Raw genomic sequence first — 23023 nt, forward strand, 5'->3', positions numbered from 1 at the left:
TGCCGCTGACAGCGCCGTCATAGGCAGGTCAGACTGTCAGAGATCTCTTCTGCGATTGCCTTCGCATCAATGCCCTCCCGTTCTGCCGAGACCCGCAGCCCTAACAGATCTGATTGATACCGGCGCGCCAGTACCTTTGGGTCATGTCGGCTGTCGATGTCACCCACCGCCTGCGCCTGCTGAAACAGCTCTGCAAAATACTGCTCCATTCGCAAGAGATGCTGATTGGCCTTGCTTGCCAAGGGATGATTATGCGCCTGCAGTTCAAGCAGCGTCTTGGACAACATACAGGCCTTGGCAGGGGCGTCCTTATTGGCAATCGCGACATCGGGAAACTGCTGAAGCGCCTGGAGCGGGCCGTGTTCCTGCGCCAATACACGCAGCCTTTCAGCCCCGTCCTGCGCGTATCTGTCCATTGCCAGTTCAAACAGCGCATCCTTCGACCCAAAAGCCGCGTAAAAGCTGCCCGGCTTCATCTGCAAGGCTGCCTCCAGGTCTTTCAGCGATGTCCCTGCCCAGCCACGGCGCCAGAACAGGTCGCGGGCGCGCTTGATCAGGTCTTCGCGGTCATAGGTCGGTTTGCGTGGCATAGGATCACCAATTTTTGAGTAGTTGCTCAAATATATACTTGAGCGATCACTCAAGAAAGCCTAAATGTAGCTCCATGACAATTTTACAAAGGCTGTATCATGACCTTCCCTTCACACGATCTCGACTCCGCCCCCGAAGCCTCCAAGCCACTGCTTGAAACCTCGCTGAAAATCTTTGGCCGCCTGCCCGGCCTGCACAAGGTTCTGGCGGAAAGCCCACAGGCCTATGAAGGCTATCAACTGCTGCACAAATTGTTCACCGAAACCAACTTCGACGCCGAAGAGCTGACCGTTGTCTGGCAGTCGATCAATGTCGAGCATGCCTGCCATTATTGCGTCCCGGCCCATACCGGAATCGCCAAGATGATGAAGGTCTCGGACGAGATTTCGAACGCCCTGCGCAATGAAACGCCGCTGCCGACCGCCAAGCTCGAAGCGCTGCGGACCTTCACCGTGCAGATGGTGCGTGCGCGCGGAAATGTCTCGCAGGAGCAGATGAAAACCTTCTTTGATGCAGGCTTTGACCACCGCGCCGTTCTCGACGTGATCCTTGGCCTGGCGCAGAAAACCATGTCAAACTACATCAACCACGTCGCCGAAACCCCGGTCGACGAAGTCTTCCAGCCCCTGACCTGGCAGCGCAGCGAGACCCCGCTGAAGGTGTAAGATTGAAACGGTCGCGCTGCAGAAGATTGCGGCGCGACCCTTGCACATTGCAACAAGGCCGGTCCCGATGGCACCACACTGCGCATTGGCAGGGTACGGACGAAACGGCCATTCTCAGCAGCGCTGTATTTCACCGTTCCCCCCGAAGTTTCGCTTGGAAGGCGGGTTCCAAAATCCGGTGCAGAAAAACGGCAGACCTAAGCACCCGATGCATATTGCGTGAAACGATCCATGACGAACATTGTAGGAAATGCCAGATCTTAGCGGAACTGCGGGGGCCACGCGGAGCGTGCTGTCGTCCTTATTATTCGACGACAGCACGCTCTAGCGGCTTATTCAAGACACATCGTTGAGTAGACAGCTTACAATCTACTTCTCAACGCCTGTGGCATGATACATTGCATGGAGAAAGCGATGTGCCGACCCTGGATCACTCATGAATGGTGACTGCCTTAGGTGGCTCTCCTGTTCGCCATCCTGCGCTTCATAGATCACCTCGCCCTCCTTGATCGTTACCTGAACACGGAGCTGATCCAGGGTTTCTGGATCAATCGCGGTAGGGTCGTCTGAGAGAAGGACAAAATCAGCAAGCTTACCTACCTCAATTGAACCTTTGTTATCTTCTTCGAAGTGTTGCCAAGCAGGCCAGATCGTCAGCGCCTTTAGCGCCGTCATCGCGTCAACGCGCTGATGCGGACCAAGAATATCGCCCGAGCGTGTCCGGCGCGTGACTGTTGCATCAAGTATTCTCATGCTGTCGGGAAAGGCGACAGGGGCGTCGTGATGTGACCCAAAGATCATGCCCCGTTCAAGTAGCCAGCCTGTAGGCGAAATATTCTCAGCGTTGATTGGCCCGACGGTATGGTCTCGATGCCAATCGCCCCAATAGAATGTATGCATCGGGAATACCGAGGGAAACACACCAAGCCTTTTGTAGGCATCGACCTGATCTTCACGCATGAACTGCCCGTGGATCAAAACAGGGCGGTTTCCTGGATCGCCATATTCTGCCTGCGCGGCATCAATCGCAGCAATCAGCATATCGGACGCGCCTTCGCCATTGGCGTGGGTCAGAATCTGGAAACCCTTTTCATAGCACCAGTTCACGGCGTCCTGAACCTGCTCCATCGTGACGGCGGAATAACCGGCGTAACCTGGGGGGTAGGCGCCAACCGGATCATAGTACGGGCGGTCACGCAACGCTGTGAAGCCCTGAGGTGAACCATCGATCGTTAGTTTGCATCCGCCGACGCGAATACCGTCTGCGTATTCCAGCGAGGTGTGTTCGCCAATATAATCCCTGGCTTCCAAAACATCAGGATAGGCGACCACATCGATCGGGATTTTACCTGCAGCGGCGACCGCCTTAAGCGCTTCGACAGCAGATGCAGATGACCGGCCATCCTGACCTGTCGTATATCCAAAGCTCGCCCAAAGTTCAGAACCGGCTTGAGCAAAAGCCAGAAAGGCATCCGGACCAAGTTGGCTTAAAACTGGAACAAGAGCAGAAAAGAACGCATATTCTTCTAGTACGCCGTTCGGTTCACCATCCGCGCCGCGTCGGATAACCCCACCGGCGGGGTCCTCGGTTGACGCGTCAAAACCAATAATTTCGAGTGCCTTTGAGTTTGCTACGCCTAGATGTCCGGATTGATGAACGATCATAATAGGTAACTCTTCAGACACGGCGTCAAGGTTTTCTCGAGTCGGATGGCGCAGTTCAGCAAGTTGCGCATTGTCATACCCAAACCCGATAATCACACCGGCTTGCTCGACAGCTTCAGCGTTTTTCTCAACCCATTTGCGCAGTGTCGCCTGAAGGCTTGCAATGTCCTTCACCGCGCCATCTGGTGGTGCCAGCAGGTTCGCGGAAAGGGCTTGCAAACCACCAAACACAACATGCCCATGGCTATCAATAAAACCCGGCAACATTGTGCGCCCGTCGAGATCGAAGATTTCGGTTCCGTCACCCTGTCGCGTCATGACTTCAGCGAGATCACCGACGGCAATGATACGACCATCCTTGACCGCGACCGCTTCTGCAGCGGGCTGGTCGTCGTTGATCGTAAGAACCGGGCCGCCTGTGTAGATCGTATCGGCGACCTCCTGTGCACTGGCAGCGCTCATGACCAGGCTCGCGCCTAAAGCCAGCAGTATCTGCGTTGATCTTCGTGTCATCGTTTGATCCCTCTATTCTGAACTTGAATGACGCAGTCAAAGAGAGCGTACTATGGCGCGGATACGGATCAAGCCGTTTCACACGTTTTAGGAGAGTTCAGCTCGATGTCTCACCATGAGCAGTCTCCTCGACGCTTGGAAAAGGCAGATATCTACTCTTTGGTGCCCCGCTTGGACCTAGCCGGAGACTGCATCTGCAACATGCGCGATTGCAAACTGAAGCGGCCTCGAAGCTCGTCTGGTATGGGCACTCAGGCAACCGCCTAGATGCCCGAACTGCATGTCAGCTTCGCGAAGAATGCTAGGCTTTGCAAATTTCGCTCACTGCGCTTCTCAGCCCCTGGTGCGAATGGTTATGAGCTTTGCAGTCAGGTGCGATACAAATCGGGGCACATGGCCAAGAGAATTTAAGTTATAAAACCAATGGATTACCTGCCTCCTCAGCACCGCTATTGTTAACGGTCGGAATTGGCATCGTTGCGAAGACGAATCTAACAAAGATGTCGGTCACCTCCGACTAGGTCGTCCACGCGTATAATATTCTTGAAGCGGTCGGCTCCATTGTCGCATCCGCTTTTGACATGAAACCCCGCATGAGAGGCTATTTTCTGGCCGGTGAAGCGCCGCTCTTGGAACCTTATACGCGGGTCAGGAAAACGCCTACGTAGCCTTTGAGGAGCTGGGTGAAACGGTCATGACAACCCGGCCCAGGTTCAGCGACTGACCGAAGCTGAAACCGTCCTGAAGCAATGGCACAATGAAGTCGCCGAGGCTGAGAACAGGGGCAAGATTGTGCAGAGCGTTGTCGCTGCAATAACCGAGATCGAGCAATCCTCCTCCCAGATCGCACAGATCATCAGCGTGATCACCGACAGCAGCAAGCAAGTGACACGTGGTGTGAACCTTGTCGGCAAGTCAGGCGAAGCGCTGACCAATATCATTGATCGAGTCAACCACATCTCCAAGCTGGTCACCGGCATCGCAGAAGGTGCGGTTGAGCAATCCACCGCTCTGAGGGAAATCAACACCGGGGTCGTCCAGCTCGATAAGGTAACACAGCAAAACGCAGCCATGGTTGAAGAGGCCACTGCCGCGATCCACATGCTGAAGAGCGATGCCTCCAAACTTGCCGAGCGGGCCGCCCACTTCAAGATTTCGGATAATGGGAAGATTACCCCGATGCAGACGGCCCAGACATCGCAGCCAACCAGCCATGGCCATGGTGATTGATACGCCCTTTTGTTCCGCTTATGTTCTTACTCATGCGAGTCGAGTTCCACAGCGTCTTCCCCCTACGCCCTGCCCGCGTCCATGAGGTCTGCGGGGCCGGTGCCATGGGGTTTGCCGCGATGGCCGCGCAGGGGCCAGTGCTTTGGATCCGGGAGGCGTGGCTTTCCGACACTCTGACGCCACAGGGGCTGTTGCCACTCTTTGATCCGATGCAGCTTTTGCAGGCGCGCCCCAGGGATCAAACCGATGCCCTTGCCGTGGCCGAGGAGGCGCTCAAAGACGGCGCGCTGCCCCATGTTGTCCTCGAAGTGACCCGCCCGCTTGATCTGCGCGAAGGGCGGCGGCTGCAACTCGCAGCAAAGGCGGGCGGAACGACGGGGCTGTGCATTATCCCTGACGGCATGGGCTCGAATGCTGCGGAAACCCGCTGGCGCGCCACCCCGGTTTTCGATCTCACGCGGGAAGACTCGACTCTGACGCATTGGGAAATTATCAAGAACAAATCAGGAACGCTTGGAGCTTGGCATGTTCGATGGGATCAGAAAGAGAGTCGTCTCGATGTGGTTTCCCCGGTTGGCGAGCGACCGGGTTCTGCGGGCACGTCCGGTTGATGGGCCTTTTGCGCTGACGCTGAAGGCCGACAATGCCGAGCGGATTTATTGCCTCAATCAAGCGGCAGAGCGGGTGGGCCTGAGCCGCAGTATGAGCTTTGCCGATGCGCGCGCCTTTTGCCCCGACCTCATCAGTCAACCGGCCCGTCCCGACCTTGATAGGCCATTCCTTGCTGCCCTGCGCCGTTGGGCGACGCGCTATTGCCCTTGGGTGGGCTATGAGGGGGCGGATGGGTTGGTGCTTGATGTTTCTGGCGCGGCGCATCTTTGGGGCGGTGAGAGCAAGATGCTGGCTGATATGCGGGCGCGAGCCACGCGTGCCGGATTGGAACTGCGACTTGGGCTGGGCGAGACCCGTGGCGCGGCATGGGCCCGTGCGCATTTCGGCGATGAGAACACTACGCTGACAGAGTTGCCCGTTGCCGCGTTGCGGCTTGGGGATCAGATGGTCACAGCGCTGCAACGGTTAGGGCTGCGCCGCATTGGCGATCTCACCGCTGCCGCCCGCGCACCACTGGCTCGCCGCTTTGGCCCCGACCTGATGCTGCGGCTTGATCAGGCCATGGGGCATGTGTCCGAACCAACCACCCCGGAAAGCGAGCCACCACATTACGCGATACGGATGAGCCTGCCTGAACCGATTGGACTGACCGAGGACGTGATGGGGATCACCGCACGGCTGCTCACGCCGCTATGCGACAAGCTCAAAGCACAGGAAATGGGGGCGCGCAGCCTGTGCCTCACCCTGCGCCGGGTTGATCAGGGATGCCAACAGGTCGAGCTGCGCCTGGCCGCGCCCATGCGCGACCCACATCGCATCTTGCCGCTGTTCGAACGGGGCGTGGGCGCGATTGATGCGGGGTTTGGCATCGACCAGATCCGGTTTGAGGCAACGCTGGTCGAACCTCTCCCCGTGCAACAGATTGGCAGCCGCCAGACCTCTCCCGATCAACTCAACGATCTGATCACGCGCATCGGCACGCGCATCGGGTTGGAAAATGTCCAGCGGTTCCTCCCCGCCGACAGCCATATCCCCGAGCACGCCTTTTCCATTGCGCCCGCAGCCTACAGCAGACCTGAGAGCGGGTGGTACGCGCCCCGCCCCCGCCCATTACGCCTATTCCCACCGGAGGCAATATCGGTCACCGGATCACAGCCCCCCGCGCAGTTCCGCTGGCGGCGGATGCGCCTGACGGTGGGGCGCACCATTGGTCCCGAACGAATCGCACCGGAATGGTGGCTGCCCGACGACAACTGGCGCAGCGGGCTGCGCGATTATTGGAAGGTGGACACGCGCGAGGGGCGGCGGCTCTGGCTGTTCTATACCCCGCAAAATCCCGGCTGGTTCGTACAGGGGGAATTCGCATGATCAAAGAGGTCCGCGACCAGAGGCAAATCGAGGCCGTCGGCTGCGAAAGGATGCTCCGGCACCGTGACAGCGCGGGTTACGCGGAACTGTGCGTGACGACGAATTTCACCTTTCTCACCGGTGCCTCGCATCCAGAGGAACTGATGCTTCGGGCGGCAGAACTGGGGCTGGCAGCCATCGCGATTACCGACTGCAACACGCTCGCTGGCGTTGTGCGGGCCTATTCGGCGCTCAAGACCCTGCGCGAGGAACCAACCCAAGCTCTGCCTGTGCGCTCGTCGCATCAGGTCGATGCCTCCTCGCGTCATGAAATCGGGCAGCCAAAGCACTTGCACAATGCCGAAACGCTACCGCCCCATCTTCCAAAATTGATCGTCGGCAGCCGTCTCGTGCTGCGCGACTGCCCGGTAGAATGGCTGGCCTTGCCGACAGACCGCGCGGCCTATCACCGGCTGTCACGGCTTTTGACCTGTGGCAAGCGGCGGGCGGAGAAGGCGGAGTGTCACCTTGATCTGCAGGACCTGGAGGCGGGGTGTCAGGGGGTGATCCTCATTGCGCTGCCGCCGTCTGATATTGCCCTCGCGCAGGCCCCTGTACAACGGCTTGCACGTCGATTTCCCGGCGCGGTCTTTCTCGGTGCACCACCACGGTACGATGGCTCTGATCAGGCATGGTTCGATGCCTGTGCCTCCATGGCGCAGCGTTGCTCGACACCGATGGTGGCGGTGGGGGATGCGCTTATGCATCATGGCAAACGCCGGCAGCTCGCTGATGTGCTCACCTGTCTGCGCGAAAGCGTGACCATTGACCAGATCGGCACCAAGGCACTGCCCAATGCCGAGCGTCGCCTCAAAGGGGCCACCGACATGGCGCGGCTCTATCACCGACATCCGGCCGCGCTCAAACGCACACTGGAAATCGCGGCGCGCTGCGGGTTTGATTTGTCCGAACTCAGCTATGAATACCCTGACGAGATGTCCGAAGGTGAGGTGCCGCAGGCCCGTCTTGAACGCTTGGCCCAGGAGGGGGTGAAGCGGCGCTACCCGGATGGTGCCTCCGCGCGGGTGCATCGGTTGATGCAAAAGGAATTGTCGCTGATTGAGGAGCTGCACTATGCACCCTATTTCCTGACGGTTCATGATATCGTTCAGGAAGCGCGCAGCCGTGGCATCCTGTGTCAGGGGCGCGGCTCGGCAGCCAATTCCATCCTCTGTTACCTGCTGGGGATCACCGATGTCAGCCCCGATATGATCGGTATGGTGTTTGAGCGTTTCATCTCTCGCCATCGCGGCGAACCGCCCGATATCGACGTGGATTTCGAACATGAACGCCGCGAAGAGGTTATCCAGTGGATCTATGAGAAATACGGCCGTCATCGTGCAGGCCTTTGCGCCACGGTGATCCATTTCCGGACCCGCGCCGCGATCCGCGAGGTGGGCAAGGTCATGGGCCTGTCCCAGGACTTAACGGCGCGGCTTTCGGGCGATATCTGGGGCATGTCCAACGCAGGGGTCGATATGGATCGGGTCAGGGCGCTTGGCCTTGACCCGACGGATCTGCGTTTGGCGCAGACGCTCAAACTCATAGGCGAGACCATCGGCTTCCCGCGCTATCTGAGCCAGCATGTCGGCGGGTTTATCATCACGCGCGGGCGGCTTGATGCGCTCTGCCCCATTGAAAATGCCGCGATGCAAAACCGCACCGTGATCGAGTGGGACAAAGATGACATTGACGCCCTCGGCATCCTGAAGGTCGATATTCTTTCGCTCGGGATGCTGACTTGCCTGCGCAAATGCTTTGATCTTTTGGATGCCCACGAGAAGACCCAGCTTACCCTCGACACGGTGCCACAGGAAGATCCGGCCACCTACAAGATGCTGGAACGCGCCGATGCCGTCGGGGTGTTTCAGGTCGAAAGCCGGGCGCAGATGAACTTCCTGCCCCGGATGAAACCCGCGTGTTTCTATGATTTGGTGATTGAAGTCGCTATCGTCCGCCCCGGCCCGATCCAAGGCGGCATGGTCAAACCCTACATCCGCAGGCGGCAAGGGTTGGAAGCCCCCGAACCCTTTGGCCCGGCCCTCAAACAGGTAACGCACAAGACACTCGGCGTGCCGCTGTTCCAAGAACAAGCCATGCAAATCGCGGTTGTCGGCGCGGGCTACACGGCGGAAGAGGCCGATAAATTGCGCCGCTCGCTGGCCTCGTTCCGGCGCATGGGCACCATCGGCGAACATCGCGACCGCTTTGTGCAGGGCATGTTGAAAAACGGCTATCCGCAAGACGTGGCAGAGGCCTGTTTCGCCCAGATCGAAGGCTTCGCCGATTACGGGTTTCCCGAAAGTCACGCCGCCGCCTTTGCCATGCTGACCTATGTCTCATCCTGGCTCAAATGCCATCATCCGGCGGTGTTTGCCTGCGCGCTGCTGAATTCCCAACCCATGGGCTTTTACGCTCCTGCCCAGATCGTACGTGACCTGCGTGACCACGGTGTTGAGGTGCGGCCTGTCTGCGTCAATCACTCCGAATGGGACAACATCCTGGAACGTCGCGCCGATGGAGCGCTGGCACTGCGTCTTGGCTTGCGCCAGATCAAAGGCTTTCGCGAGGAGGATGCAGGCTGGATCAGGGCGGCGCGGGGCAATGGCTATCAGGATCCCCAGAGCGTCTGGCTGCGTGCTGGAGTCGCACCCGCCGTGTTGGAACGGCTGGCAGAGGCGGATGCCTTTATCGGTATGGGACTGACGCGCCGCGATGCGCTGTGGCAGGTGCGGGCAATCCGTGCCCCTGCCCCGCTGCCGCTCTTTGCTGATCCGCTGGATGGCGAGGGTATTCATGAGCCAAAGGTGCATCTGCCCAATATGCATCTGGGCGAAGAAGTCGTGGAAGATTACATCTCTCTGCGTCTCACGTTACGTGCCCACCCGATGGAGCTGCTGCGCCCAACGATCCCCGATCTGACGCCGCATGACCGTTTGCCCAACGCGCCGCTGAAACGCACCAGCGTCTGTGGTCTCGTCATTACCCGCCAACGCCCCGGCACGGCGTCTGGCGTGATTTTTCTAACGCTTGAGGATGAAACCGGCGTCTCCAACGTGGTGGTCTGGCCCAAGGTCTATAAACGCTTTCGGCACACCGTTATGGGAGGACGGCTGTTGCGTGTAACCGGACGGCTAGAGCGTGAAGGCATCGTTGTGCACCTCATCGCCGATCACATAGAGGACCTGTCCCACAGGCTCTCCGATCTCGGCCACCCGCGCGACGACGCCGTGGGCATCACCCAGCCCCAGGCCGACGACGCCCCCAGAACGCGCCCGCCCCCCGCCGCCCGTCACCCACGCGAACAGGCCAAACGCTTGTTCCCGAGCCGGGATTTCCATTGAGGGGGCTTTGTCATGTTGTCCATCCAGGGCCGGGTCAAGAAGAATGCGGCCGTTATGCGGCCAGTCCGGCGGCATAATCGCTTCACATACTCAACGCGTCAGCCCGGGCGTGGCGTTTGGATGCTTTGAAGGGAGGATGGTGAAATCTTGCCATGGACGGACAGAAAACGCGTGACAGGCAGCACGGGTATTCCTACGGCTTTGCCCCAGGACTTCCAGCGCGTTTCTGTCTCATCTCCACTCATTGGTGGGTACGATGTACCAGAAACCTTCCCTGATCAAATCATCCTAAACTGTCCCAGTGACGCTGACGGCAGACAGCCCTGCATGTGGGAACCGGCCTGCATGTCAGAACGGGCGCGTCACCGCGCCCGTTCCCTGCTAAGTTTTAGACATGCTTATGCTCTTGCATGAGGCCCTTGAAGATGCACCAACACATCACCAAAAGCACGATGGTGAAGGGCAAGCCCGTTGAGATCACCATCGCCTGCAACGACGCAAGACCACCACCGAGAAGGAGCACAATGGCCACCAGGCCTTCAAAGGTGCACCAGAACACCCGCTGCGGCACGGGTGCATCGACCTTGCCACCGGCTGTGATGGTATCGATCACAAGGCTGCCAGAGTCGGATGATGTGACGAAGAACACAATCACCAGCACAATACCAATGGTCGATGTGATTGAGGCCAGCGGCAGGCTTGCCAGCATCGCAAACAGCGACAATTCCGGTTTGTAGGCATCAATCACATTGGCTTTTACCGCACTGACGTCGACATTCGCGATCATGTCGTTGATTGCAGTGCCGCCAAAGACAGCCATCCAGAAGATGCAGACCAAAGATGGGATGATCAGCACACAGATCAGGAATTCCCGCACAGTACGCCCACGCGACACGCGTGCAATGAACATACCGACAAAAGGTGACCAGCTGATCCACCACGCCCAGTAAAACGCGGTCCAGCCTTCACGGTAGCCATCATCCGCACGACCAAAGGGGTTGGACAGCGGCACGATCTCCTGCGCGTAGGCCACAAGCGTATTGCCGAAATCGGTAAAGATGCCAGCGGCCCCTGCGGTGAGCAGCACAAAGAGGAGCAGCGCAATCGCCACCACCATGTTGATCTCGGACAGGACCTTGACGCCCCCATCAAGCCCCCGCACCACCGATATCAGCGCCAGCATGGTGATGCCGATGATCAGGATGACTTGAACCGTCACGTTCGTTGGAATGCCGTAGACAAACTCCAGCCCGGCATTGGCCTGTTGCGCCCCCAGACCAAGCGATGTCGCCAGACCAAAGAGCGTGGCGAACACCGCAACGATATCAACTACGTGCCCCCACCAGCCCCAGACACGTTCGCCCAAGATCGGATAGAAAGCCGAACGGATGGAAAGCGGCAGACCTTTGTTATAGCTGAACAGCGCCAGCGAGAGGGCCACAACCGCATAGATCGCCCAGGGATGCAGTGCCCAATGATATGAGGTAGCGGCAAGCGCCATGCGCTTCGCGGCCTCCACGTTTTCCGGGATGAGCGCGCCCCCCTCGGTGAACGGGCGCACCGCACCCAAAGGTTCGTCCCCCCATGGGGTGCCAAAGTAATAGGCGGGTTCCAGAACGCCAAAGAACATCAGCCCGATCCCCATGCCAGCAGCAAATAGCATCGCGAACCAACCGGCATAACCGTAGTCAGGTGTGGCATCGGCGCCCCCCAACCGGACGGAACCATAGGGCGACACGATGAGAACGAGGCAGAAGAGGACGAAGATATTCGCCGACATCAGAAAGAAGCCGTCAAAAGTCGAGGTCAAGGCCGGCCGTAACCAGCCAAAAAATTCGGCCGCCTGCTCCGGTGCCATCAGCGCATAGACCACGAAGGCCACCACCGACAGGCCCGAAATCAGAAAGACCGGGTTGTGAATATCAAGGCCGAAGGGCCCGAACTGCGTTTCAATATTGTCCTGACCGATCTCGTATTCGGTATCGATGATATCGGACGCGCCCTCGGGCGCCGGTATCCCTATGTTGACATCTTCGCTTTCGGCCATGTTTCGGCCTCCTTATTGGTTTCCATCTAATTTCACGCCTTAAGCGCGCACAACCATCACCGAGCATTTCGCATACTCGGCCAGTTTACCGCCGTTCGACGGCCAAATATGGTCCATCACATTCGGCACATGGCTTGCCATCACAACAAAATCTGCGTCGGTGTCATCGATTGCGCGCATCAGCGCCTGGTCAATCTCGATCGTCGGGTCATGCGCGATGGCGGTATGTGCCGAGGTTTGTATCCCGTGCTTGGCCGCCTCTGCTGCGGCAAATGCACTTAGCTTTTGACCAAACTCTTCAGGGTTATGTGCCAATTGGCTGGGTGCAGTCGAAGTAACGCCCACATATACAACCGGCACACTGTAGTGTTTTGCCAAATCGGCGGCGCAATCGAGCGCGGGCTTTAATCCTTCAACATGTGCCAAATCGACCGGTGCCATTATTCGTTTGAACATTTTTCCCTCCCGAGAGAGCGTGGGCCCACGGATACAGTATACCTTCGATATGAGCGCACGAACTCGCTTGATTTGCAGGACCATCAGTTTTCGGCCCCTGCAATCAGCGTAATATTTTATAGATGCAAAATGCAATCATTTGTTTTGACTTCAAAAATTTCGATCCTGCCCGGAAAATGGCGCATCAAGAACGATGCGGGGTCAACGACGGTATCGAAGGGCCCGCCCCCATGCCCCGCAATGGCGGGCACCAATGGGTGCAGATTTCTGAGGTGAAAAGCCACCTCCGCCCATCGTGAAATTCAACATGATCCCGCCAGAGCGAAGCGGCTTGCATTCCCACGAGAGGGGCTAATTTGACTGCGAGACCCGATGGCGCAGTCCAGGCTCGCCAACCGGGGCAAAAGGCAAGCTCTGCCGAGAGGAAGACCGGACAAACACGTGAAATATATAGGATAAAACCTCACCAGCCTGACTTGAATTACATCGCCAGACGCGACGGCGCAGCTTGGCCATTCGCTGCAGGAGCAGAGGAAAAGCCAAATCGAACTCTCACTCTCCGAAGCGCTGCATGTAAACTTAACAACGGCTTGGCGACCTTGGCCGCCAAGCCGTCACGCGCTTATTTTTTCAGATTGGTCCAGATTGTATCATAGACTGCCTGAACCTCTTCATCGCAAGCTTCTATGAACACAGCTTGGCCTGCGCCGTCCTGCGGGTTTGCTTCGGGCAAGGTACGCAACGCTTCGTCCAAAAGCGGGGCGACGCCTTCAACGCCTGACGCATATTGGGTCCAATTGGTCAACTGCGCGGCGTTTTCAGGAACCAGCAGGAAATCCATGAACTTCAATGCGTTTTCCCGATTTGGCGCGTCTTTCAACAAGACGACATTGTCCATCCACGCGATGTAGCCCTGTGTCGGGAATGCGTATTCGACATTCGCACCTTCTGCGCGCGCTTTGGCGCTGAACCCGTCATAGATCATACCTGCCGCCGCATCGCCGGACACCAGAACCTCTTTGGCTGTGTCGGAATTGAACGACACCCAGTTTTCCTTGGCGCTCAGCAGCATCGCATTCAGCGCCTTGAGCTGATCTCGGTCCGTCGTGCATTGAGGGATGCCCATGTGCAGCGCCGCCATCGCCATGACCTCGCCCTGACTGTCGAGCACGTTGATCTTGCCCTGCAATTCGGCGGGCGGGTTAAACAGGATGTCGGTGGTGTTGATATCGCCTGCAAAAACATCACGGTTCACCGCAAAGCTGGTAGAGCCCCACTGGTAGGGGATCGAATGCTGGCGACCGGGGTCAAAGCTGGGATCGGCCCAGGTTGGTGAAATATTGCCTTTGTTTGTCAGCTCGCCATCGGCGATTGTGTCCAGCATTCCGGCGCTCGCCATGATCTTGACCATGTAATCACCCGGCACCGCGACATCATATGTGCCCACTCCGCCCGCCTTGAGCGACGCCAGCATCGCCTCGTTTGAATCATAAGTGTCCATGACAACTTCGATGCCTGTGTCGGCCGTGAATTTGTCGACCAACTCCTGCGGAATGTACTCGAACCAGTGATATACGACCACTTTTCCGTCTGCGGCAGCGGCAGATGCCATCGTGACAAGGGCCATGGCCGCGACGCCGGATTTCAGTAGGTTTTTCATTGTTCTCTCCATCTGTTGGTCATTTTTTGTTGTCTGTTTTGCTTACGAAGTACGAGATCGTGACAAGGAGGACCGAGAAACCAAGCAACATCGTCGAAATTGCCATAATATTCGGCTTGATGCCTTGTTTTACAGAACCGAAGATTGCTGTGGGGAGGGTTTCAACCCCTGCCCCTTTGACGAAGTTGGTGATGATGAAGTCATCCAATGACACGATAAAGGCGAGCAGGTAGCCAGAGATGATACCAGGAAGCATCATCGGCAACAGGATACGGGTAAAGGCCTGCCGCTTGGTGGCATACAGGTCTTGCGCGGCCTGTTCATAACTATCGTCGATACCCTGCATCCGCGCAGAAATCGGCAGGTAGGCAAAAGGGATACAAAACGCGATATGTGCGATCAGGATCGTCATATACCCGCGCGTAAAGCCGACTGAGTTAAAGAAAATCAGCGTGGCGACCGCCAACACGATCTCAGGCACCATCAGCGGCAGGCTGATCAGGCCGAACGAAACGGTGCGCAGTTTGAACTTGCCACCTCTGACCATCGCGGTAGCGGCAAGTGTTGAAATCGTCGTGGCAGCCGTGGCTGCGATGATCGCGATGGTAAACGAATTCCACGCCGCGATTTTGAACTTTTGGCTTTCGGGCCCAGAGAACACATCCACGTACCAGCGGAAACTAAAACCTTCCCAGTTGGTGATCGAGTTGCTGTCGTTCAGTGAGTAGACAGTAACCACCAACAGCGGCGCATATAGGATAACAAGGCACAGGATGGTGATTCCGAAAAAACCGGGCAAGCCTTTGACGTCATAGTTTGAACGGCGCATCAGCTTGCCTCCTTCTCGGCTTTGGCTTGTTGGCGCGCAAATATCATCAGGACGATCAAGACCATCGAAAGCAGAACCATCGAAGCGGCGGCCCCGAACGGCCAGTTCCCGGCGTTGCCTTTGAATTGCTCTTCGATCAGCGACCCAATCATAAAGTTCTTGGCACCGCCCAACAGATCTGGCGCCAGAAACGATCCCATCGACGGGACAAACACCAAGATGCAGCCCGCGATGACACCGGGTTTGACTGCGGGCAGCAAGACGCGCCGCAACGTGACCCATTTAGAGGCATAGAGGTCTGCCGCTGCCTCACTAAGGCTGAAATTGTATCGTTCTACACTCGCGTAGATCGGCAGCACCATGAACGGTAGGTAAGAATAGAACAGCCCCAGTTGCACCGCAAAGTTGGTATTGATTATGGAAATCGGATCATTGATCAGCCCGGTCCCGATTAGAAAGTCGTTTAATGGACCAGAGTCACGCAGCATGAATTTCATGGAAACGGTGCGGATCAGCAGGTTGACCCAATAAGGGATCGTGATCAGGAAAACCCACATGGGTCGGGCTTGTTCAGGCCGTGTCGCAATGAAATAGGCTGTTGGAAATCCGATAGCCAAGGCCAGCAAAGTCGCCGCCCCAGCCTGCCAGATTGAGCGCCAGAAAATTGTGATGTATGTCCATTCAATTCTGGCCGGCTCGTCGCCGAACAGACCACGGTCAAAGAAAAATTGATCATAGGCTGCCGTGCTGAATTCCCAAACCACCCCGCCGCGGAATTCCTTGGTCAGGAACGAATAGATCAACATCATGATGACTGGCACCAGGACAAATGCACCCAAGTAGACCCAAGAAGGCAGCAACAGCCAGTTTCGGGCCTCTTTGTATGTGTCTGTGGCTGCGCTGCCGCCGCTTGCTGCTCCGCCTGCCATCAGTCAATCAGGAGGCGGGCTGCCTCCATCTCCATGTTGACGTAAACTTCATTTCCGGGCTCAAAAATGCGCTTGTTGCCCCGGTCGGAATTAGAGGTTCGCACGATGAATTTCGGACCGTCATCAAGATCGATCAGCGTAGAGATGTCCGTCCCCACAAAAATGTTCTCGCGCACGGTGCCTTTCAGACCTTCGGAATCCGTCGGCCCCTCGGACATGAACAAGCGCTCTGGCCGGACCGACATATGAACCTTGGCCCCTACGTTGACACCCTCCACCGCGTTGCAGCTTAGCTCGTGACCACCCCCAAGGTGGCAAGTCGCACGGCCCGCGTTAATCGCATCTACTGACACCTCAAGCAGGTTCGTCTCGCCGATGAAATCGGCGACAAACATATTGCGGGGCCGCTCATAGATATCGCGGGCTTCGCCCAATTGCTGCAACTCACCGGCAGACATCACGGCGATCCGGTCAGACATGGTCAGCGCTTCTTCCTGGTCATGTGTGACGAAGATAAAGGTAATGCCCGTTTCACGCTGAAGGTGCTTCAGTTCAAGCTGCATGGCTTTGCGCAACTTCAGATCAAGCGCTGAAAGCGGCTCATCCAATAGCAGAACTTTGGGCTTGGGCGCCAAGGCCCGCGCCAGGGCGACCCTTTGCTGTTGCCCACCAGACAATTGCGATGGCTTACGCGCTGCGAATTGCGAAAGCTGAACCAGCTCAAGCATCTCGCCGGCAGCTTTGCGCGCTTGCGACTTTGGCTGCCCCCGCATTTCAAGACCAAAAGCCACGTTGTCCAGGATCGTCATCTGTGGAAACAGCGCGTAATTCTGGAAGACTGTGTTCACGGGGCGTTTATTGGGCGGCAAGTCCGCAATCGGGTCGCCGTAGAGGAATATCGCGCCTTCGGTGACGTCCTCAAATCCGGCGATCATGCGCAGCAATGTAGTTTTACCGCAGCCGGAAGGCCCCAAAAGCGTGAAAAATTCGTTGTCGTAGATGGACAACGAAATCGTCTTCAGCGCTGTGAAATCTCCGTACCGCTTTACGGCGCCGCGTACATCTATCGCGGTTTTCCTGCTTTCGGACATGGCAACTTCCCCATCGAGATTGATTAGCTAAAACATACGAACGAGAGTTAGCTTCTCTAAGAACTGTGTCTCTTAGCGTTGCTTAGCTTCAGTCTAAGGCAGGCAATAAATTCAGGCGGGCATGTCCAAATTTTCATCAGATTGAAAACGGTTTCAGCTGTCTGACGCGCCCGTCAACTGGGAAAGTAGCCGGTCCATCATCCCGTCACACAGAGCGAGCTGGTCCAGCGTCACAAACTCATCAGGCTTGTGCCCCTGCCCCTCCATCGATCCAGGTCCGCAGACAATCGTTGGAATACCCAATGCATCAAAGAACCCGGCCTCGGTGCCAAAAGCCACTTTGGTCGTGCCATTGGTTTGCGCCAAGCCTTGCGCCGTCACGACAACTTCGGCATCGGCTGGGACGTCCAGACCAGGATAGGCGTTGTAAGGATCAATCTCGATGGCCGCATGTGGAAACTGCCGCAGGAACGGCGTCAGAGCCTTGGATGCGGCGCTTTGGATGCGTTCAAGAATATCCTGCGGCAAATCAGCGGGCAAATGCCTGTATTCAAAGATCATCTCGGCACGGTCAGGCACGATATTCAGCGCAGTCCCACCTGAAAGCTGGCCAACATGAACCGTCGAATAAGGAATGTCATAGGCTTCATCGCGCGCCCCGACCATTGCCAGCGTATCTTGAACCTTGCGCAATTCAGCGAGGAAATCACCGACAATATGCAAGGCATTCAGAAACTTGGGGGCCAGCGCCGAATGGCCTCCCTGCCCAAGGAACACGGCACGTAATGCCGCCTTACCCTTGTGGCCGACAGCGACCTGCATTTCGGTCGGCTCGCCCACAAAACAAGCGCGAGGCGCGCCGATTGTACGTTCCAATTTCCCAATCATATGCTGAATGCCGACGCAACCGACCTCTTCGTCATAGGACAATGCAATTTTGAGGGGCTCGCGTAGGGTAATTTTAGAGGCACGGTCAGCCAATGCCAACATGCTGGCAAGGTAGCCCTTCATATCCGTGGTTCCGCGCCCATAGGCGCGAGCGCCATCAACACTCAGCCGAAAGGGATCGCGCGTCCAATCCTGCCCCGTGACCGGAACGACATCAGAATGCGCCGACAACATCACCCCCTTGCCGACCGGACCAAGCACCGCAAAAAGCCCCGCCTTCTGCCCGCTGGCGTCCGGCACGCGATGCACCTGAAACCCACGATCCGCCAAAAAGGATTGAACATAGTCAATCAACGCAAGGTTCGACTTGGCGCTGACCGTATCAAAGCCGATCAAGCGCTCGAGAATGTCCAAAGTCTGTGTCATGCTCTGACCTTTGCCTCTACTGGTTCAACGGATCAATCCAGTGCCAACTCCGTGATCTCTCGGCGGAAGGGCAAAGCATCACCAATGTCATCGCCATCCAGCTCCCGTGCGTAACGGTGGCCCGCGTAGGTTGCCCATGCAATGGGTCCAGGTGCGTTTGCGTCGCCAATGATCTTTACCGATTTGATGCCGGCATCCGCCCATTCGGCTTCGCGCGCCTTGAGGCCATCAAACAAGGCGTTTTCTTCTTTGCGTGACGCAACCATCACCACCGCATCACATTCAAACCGCTGGGTGCGATCTGTGTAGACGCAGTTGCTGACCACATGATCGGCGTGAATTTCGGTGATCCCGCGGTTCAGCACGATCTCCACACCAGCATCCACCAGACGTGGATGAATGGCGATCTGTTCGAGCGTGTTATTGGTCCAATCCGACACATAGGCCGAGGGCGTGACCAAAGTAACATCCGCGCCGTTCTTGGCCAAAAGTTCGGCCAGGACACCGCCCATGTAATAGTGGTCATCATCAAACACTATGACTTTGCCTTCGGGGATCGTGCCGTCCATCAGATCATCCGGCGTATAGATTTTGGCACCCGATGCGATGGGCATCGGTACGACGTGCTGGCGTGCAACACCATCAGCGCGCCATTTGGCACCCGTCGCGATACAGACGTTTTCAAATCCGAATTCCAGAATGCTGTCGGTGTCCAGCTCGCTTTCAAGGTAAATATCGACATTCGCGCGCTGCGACAGCTGATACTGGCGATAATCCACCACACGGCCCCATGCCGACAGGCCCGGCAACTTGGCTTCGCGCACAACGCGGCCGCCAATTTCCGTCTTGGCCTCGGCCACAGCAACATCATAACCACGACGACATAGCGCCCATGCAGCCTCAAGGCCAGCCGGGCCGGACCCAACGACCAGCACGTTATTGCTGTCGCCTTTGGTGTTCATCTTTTCGGGGTGCCAACCTTTACGCCACTCTTCCATGAAGGTTGGGTTTTGCGTGCAACGGCTGATCGACATGGTCATGTCGCCCGTGATGCACATGTTGCAGCCGATACATTCGCGGATGTCTTCGATGCGACCTTCTTCGACTTTTTTGGGCAGGAATGGATCTGCGATCGAAGGCCGCGCACAGCCGATGAAATCAAGCGTACCGGTCTTGACCATCTTGGCCATGACGTCGGGGCTGGTAAAACGCCCCACCCCCACAATCGGTTTGTTGGTCAGCTCATGAATGCCGCGCACCAATTGCTCTTGCGCGCCCTCTTCTTTGAACCGCGACGGACCAGAACAATCCTCCCATGTGCCATGGGCCAGGTCCCACAGATCAGGCAGGTCTTTGTTCATCTCGATAAAGTCGCGCACTTCGGCGTTCGAGAAACCCAGATCTCCGATGGTTTCATCAAGGCTGACACGCAGAGTGATCCCCATCGTGTCGCCAACAGCGTCTTTGATATCGCCGATGACTTCGTTCACAAAACGCGCACGGTTTTCCAGGCTACCGCCGTATTCGTCACTGCGCTGATTGGTTGCGCGGCTCAAGAAATGCTGGAAAATCCCGAACCCATGCGCCCCGTAAAGGCAAATCAGATCAAACCCCGCATCCTTGGACCGCTTTGCCGCATTTACAAACCAACGGCGCAAATCCTTGATATCGCTCTTATCAAGCGCGCGCGCCTGAACAGGATCATTGGTAAAGGTGCGGATCGGCATTGCCGACGGGGCCAGAGGCACCTCTTTGGAGTATAGATTAGGGCCGTTGATGCCGGAATAGGCCAGCTGAATGCCTGCCAAACCACCATGCGTTTTCATCCGCTCTGACATCTTTCGCAGCATCGGAATGTCTTTGTCTTCCCATAGGCGCAGCTCGATAAACGGTGTTATTTCAGAGGTATGGTGCATCTCGCACTGCTCGGTAAAGATCACGCCCCAACCACCTTCGGCCTTTACGCCGCGCATCTCTGCTGCTGCCGAGGGGTCGCGATATCCGCCCCCGTTACAATGGGGAACCTGATAGAAACGGTTCTTGGCTGTGACAGGGCCAATGGCCATTGGTTCGAACAGAATATCATAGCGTGGATCGCGCAATTTCGCCTCCTCAAAAGCTGGTTGGGGTCAAGATAACGCACCGGGCAGCCATCGAAAGACGTGCTTGCAAAATCGCAGCTTAGGAAAAGGCTAAGCTGCCCCTAAACCGTCAAATGTGGGAAATTATTCGCACCGCGTTCTTTTTTGCAATGCGCAACAAAGGCACGGATGACATTTGCACGCTCCGCATTCGTGGGCATCAAAAGACCCATCCGCATGGGCCGCGCGGGCTGTTGCAAAGGAATGTAACGCAGCGGTTTTCCATCAGGTGACAGATCGTTCAATGGGCGAATATTCGCAATGGAATAGCCAAAACCATTCGCCACAAGGCTGCGCATCACCGCCATATCTTTGGTACGTTCCGCAATCTGCGGCTTGATATCGAGGCCGGCAAAGAACGACAGAAAATATTCCGAACTGAATGGCAGATCGAGAAGAACCATAGGATGCTGAACAAGCTCTACCGGGGAAACGGAGCTGTTGTTGGCCAAGGGGTGTTCCGGTGCAACCACGACATAGGGTGGCAATTCAAGCAGCCCCTCGAACACCAAGTCCGCAGGCAGATCAAGGTCATAGGTCAGCGCCACATCAATCTCTGCGCGGCGCAAGGCGCTAAAAATCTCGGCTTGGTTCAGCTCGACCTGACGGACACGAACCTCTGAAAACTCCACCTCGAAACTGCGCCTGACGGATGGCAAAACGACCTGCGCAAAGGTGACCAGACACCCGATGTTCAACGGACCACGCACGGTTCCGGAAATGTCGCCGGCCAAATCCACAAGCAGGTCGGATTCCTGCAAGATATGCGTTGCCTGCTCCATCATGCGCCGCCCCGGCTGCGTCAACGACAAGCCCTGCGCATGTTGGCGCACGAACAGCGGCAGGCCGAATTCTTTCTCCAGCTGGGTAATCGCTGCAGAAATCGACGGCGACGACACATTCACCTTTTCAGCGGCCTGCGCAATTGACCCCAGTTCGCCAACAGCGACGAAATATTCAAGCTGTCGCAGTGTGAACCGCAGCGGCATGTCAGCTATCCTTTTCGCTGCGCCCTACATCAGGATTGATACTTTATCCATGTTGTCTTGAGCGCACTGTATTTGTCCAGCGAATGTAATGACAGGTCACGGCCAAATCCCGACTGCTTCATCCCCCCAAAGGGCGTCATTGCAGACAATGCATCGACCGTATTGACGGACACAGTGCCCGCCATCAACCCATCTGATACCCGCAACGCCCGGCTCAGGTTATCTGTCCAAACGGACGCTGCCAGCCCATAAATGCTGTCGTTTGCCATGCGCACCGCGTCTGCTTCACTGTCAAAGGCGACGACAGACAGGACCGGGCCAAAAATTTCGTCGCGCGCCAGGGGATCGTCATGCGACACGTCATCAAAAATCGTTGGCTGCACGAACGACCCTTTGCCATTCACCGCTACCTGCTGACCGCCTGTCACCAGGTTGGCGGTCTTCTTGCCCTCTTCAACAAAGCGCATGATGCCTTCGGTTTGCGCCTTGTCGACAATTGCCCCCATTTTTGAGGCTGGATCAAGCGGATCACCCGGCTGCATTGCCTGCGCCCTTGCGATCAGTTTTTCGACAAATTCATCCTTGATGGACCGTTCAACATATAGCCGCGAATTGGCCGAGCAGACTTCGCCTTGATTAAAGAAGATACCAAAAGCCGCCATGTCAGCCGCCGCATCAAGGTTTTCACAATCGGCAAATACAAGGTTCGGGCTTTTACCGCCGGTTTCCGGCCAGACCTGTTTCAGGTTGGATTGGCCGGAATACTGCATGAAGACCTTGCCGATGGCCGTAGAGCCTGTAAAGGCAAGACAATCTACATCCATGTGCAATCCCAATGACTTACCTGCCGTTGCGCCATATCCAGGCACCACATTCAAGACCCCGTCCGGCAATCCTGCCTCGCTCGCTAGTTCGGCCAACCGTAGCGCCGAAAGCGGCGATTGTTCCGCCGGTTTCAAAACAACCGAATTACCCGCAGCAAGCGCCGCCGCTGATTTCCATGTGGCCATATCCAACGGGAAATTCCACGGCGTCACTGCGCCTACAACGCCCAACGGGACACGACGAACCAAGGCCAGATCACCGGGGCCGGTTGGCGCAACTTCATCATAAATCTTGTCGATGGCTTCGGCGTACCACTGGAAAAAATGGGCCGACCCCGGCGCGTCGACTGTCACTGCATCCGTAATCAACTTGCCCATGTCCAAACTGTCGAGCAGCGCCATTTCCTCAAGGTTTTCACGGATCAGATCGGCCAGTTTCAGCATAACTGCCTTGCGATGCCCAGGGGCCGCCCGTGACCAGCTGCCTGCTTCAAACGCCTTGCGCGCCGCCTTTACTGCGCGATCCACATCTTCGCCATCACATTCAGCGACTTCGGTCAAAACAGCGTCGGTGGCGGGGTTGATGCTTTGAAAGGTTTTGCCCGATGCAGCGTCAACGAATTTGCCGTTGATGAACGCCTGATTCCGAAACCGCAGGGCCGCCGCGCGGGATTTCCAATCGTCGAATGTGTGGTCAAGCATGTCTAAACTTTCTC

General features: G+C 56.8%; 16 protein-coding genes and 2 pseudogenes. 6 read left to right on the forward strand and 12 right to left on the reverse strand.

Annotated features, from left to right (window positions below; all coding sequences use genetic code 11):
- Positions 1-17: 17 nt before the first annotated feature.
- The gene (locus P2081_RS12005) at positions 18-590 is read right to left on the reverse strand and encodes a TetR/AcrR family transcriptional regulator (RefSeq protein ID WP_278923108.1); all 573 of its coding nucleotides are present in this window, start codon (positions 588-590) and stop codon (positions 18-20) included.
- Positions 591-689: 99 nt separating this feature from the next.
- On the opposite strand from P2081_RS12005, the gene P2081_RS12010 reads away from it, so the two are divergent.
- Positions 690-1256 carry a carboxymuconolactone decarboxylase family protein gene (locus P2081_RS12010; RefSeq protein WP_278923109.1) on the forward strand — a complete coding sequence of 189 codons (567 nt, stop codon included), beginning with the start codon at positions 690-692 and terminating at the stop codon, positions 1254-1256.
- A 369-nt stretch (positions 1257-1625) separates the two neighbouring features.
- Here P2081_RS12010 and P2081_RS12015 read toward each other — a convergent pair whose 3' ends face one another.
- Entirely contained in the window at positions 1626-3434 is a 1809-nt protein-coding gene (locus P2081_RS12015; protein ID WP_278923110.1) for an amidohydrolase, read from the reverse strand.
- Positions 3435-3967: 533 nt separating this feature from the next.
- Between P2081_RS12015 and P2081_RS20970 the strand changes: the two are divergent.
- From P2081_RS20970 to P2081_RS12035, 5 genes and pseudogenes are all read left to right on the forward strand, one after another.
- A pseudogene (locus P2081_RS20970) lies at positions 3968-4102 on the forward strand (hypothetical protein); the annotation flags it as partial.
- A 100-nt stretch (positions 4103-4202) separates the two neighbouring features.
- Positions 4203-4661 (forward strand): annotated as a pseudogene (locus tag P2081_RS12020) (methyl-accepting chemotaxis protein); the annotation flags it as partial.
- Between the two features lie 35 nt (positions 4662-4696).
- Positions 4697-5275: an ImuA family protein gene (locus tag P2081_RS12025; RefSeq protein ID WP_278923111.1), complete on the forward strand. Its 579-nt coding sequence runs from the start codon at positions 4697-4699 to the stop codon at positions 5273-5275.
- Positions 5190-6644, forward strand: a complete 1455-nt coding sequence (locus P2081_RS12030; RefSeq protein ID WP_278923112.1) for a Y-family DNA polymerase — start codon at positions 5190-5192, stop codon at positions 6642-6644. Before P2081_RS12025 ends, P2081_RS12030 begins: the two co-directional genes overlap by 86 nt.
- 50 nt (positions 6645-6694) lie before the next feature.
- Positions 6695-10027, forward strand: coding sequence for an error-prone DNA polymerase (locus P2081_RS12035; RefSeq protein WP_278923136.1), 3333 nt, complete (start codon positions 6695-6697; stop codon positions 10025-10027).
- Positions 10028-10415: 388 nt separating this feature from the next.
- Here P2081_RS12035 and P2081_RS12040 read toward each other — a convergent pair whose 3' ends face one another.
- The 10 genes from P2081_RS12040 to P2081_RS12085 form a co-directional block, all read right to left on the reverse strand.
- Positions 10416-12074: a BCCT family transporter gene (locus tag P2081_RS12040; RefSeq protein ID WP_278923113.1), complete on the reverse strand. Its 1659-nt coding sequence runs from the start codon at positions 12072-12074 to the stop codon at positions 10416-10418.
- A gap of 39 nt (positions 12075-12113) precedes the next feature.
- Positions 12114-12530 carry a universal stress protein gene (locus P2081_RS12045; RefSeq protein WP_278923114.1) on the reverse strand — a complete coding sequence of 139 codons (417 nt, stop codon included), beginning with the start codon at positions 12528-12530 and terminating at the stop codon, positions 12114-12116.
- A gap of 622 nt (positions 12531-13152) precedes the next feature.
- On the reverse strand, positions 13153-14190 hold the full coding sequence (locus P2081_RS12050; RefSeq protein ID WP_278923115.1) for an extracellular solute-binding protein: 1038 nt from the start codon (positions 14188-14190) through the stop codon (positions 13153-13155).
- Between the two features lie 19 nt (positions 14191-14209).
- A complete protein-coding gene (locus P2081_RS12055; protein ID WP_278923116.1) occupies positions 14210-15019 on the reverse strand; it encodes an ABC transporter permease in 810 nt (269 codons plus the stop codon).
- Entirely contained in the window at positions 15019-15948 is a 930-nt protein-coding gene (locus P2081_RS12060; protein ID WP_278923117.1) for an ABC transporter permease, read from the reverse strand. Before P2081_RS12060 ends, P2081_RS12055 begins: the two co-directional genes overlap by 1 nt.
- On the reverse strand, positions 15948-17039 hold the full coding sequence (locus tag P2081_RS12065) for an ABC transporter ATP-binding protein (protein WP_278923118.1): 1092 nt from the start codon (positions 17037-17039) through the stop codon (positions 15948-15950). Before P2081_RS12065 ends, P2081_RS12060 begins: the two co-directional genes overlap by 1 nt.
- Positions 17040-17192: 153 nt before the next feature.
- Positions 17193-18353, reverse strand: coding sequence for an acetylornithine deacetylase (gene argE / locus P2081_RS12070; protein ID WP_278923119.1), 1161 nt, complete (start codon positions 18351-18353; stop codon positions 17193-17195).
- Positions 18354-18385: 32 nt separating this feature from the next.
- Positions 18386-20455: an oxidoreductase gene (locus P2081_RS12075; RefSeq protein WP_278923120.1), complete on the reverse strand. Its 2070-nt coding sequence runs from the start codon at positions 20453-20455 to the stop codon at positions 18386-18388.
- A gap of 101 nt (positions 20456-20556) precedes the next feature.
- A complete protein-coding gene (locus P2081_RS12080; protein WP_278923121.1) occupies positions 20557-21483 on the reverse strand; it encodes a LysR family transcriptional regulator in 927 nt (308 codons plus the stop codon).
- A gap of 29 nt (positions 21484-21512) precedes the next feature.
- Positions 21513-23009 carry an aldehyde dehydrogenase gene (locus P2081_RS12085; protein ID WP_278923122.1) on the reverse strand — a complete coding sequence of 499 codons (1497 nt, stop codon included), beginning with the start codon at positions 23007-23009 and terminating at the stop codon, positions 21513-21515.
- Positions 23010-23023 lie beyond the last annotated feature (14 nt).

The organism is Pseudophaeobacter profundi, from assembly GCF_029697505.1.
Lineage (GTDB): Bacteria > Pseudomonadota > Alphaproteobacteria > Rhodobacterales > Rhodobacteraceae > Pseudophaeobacter > Pseudophaeobacter profundi.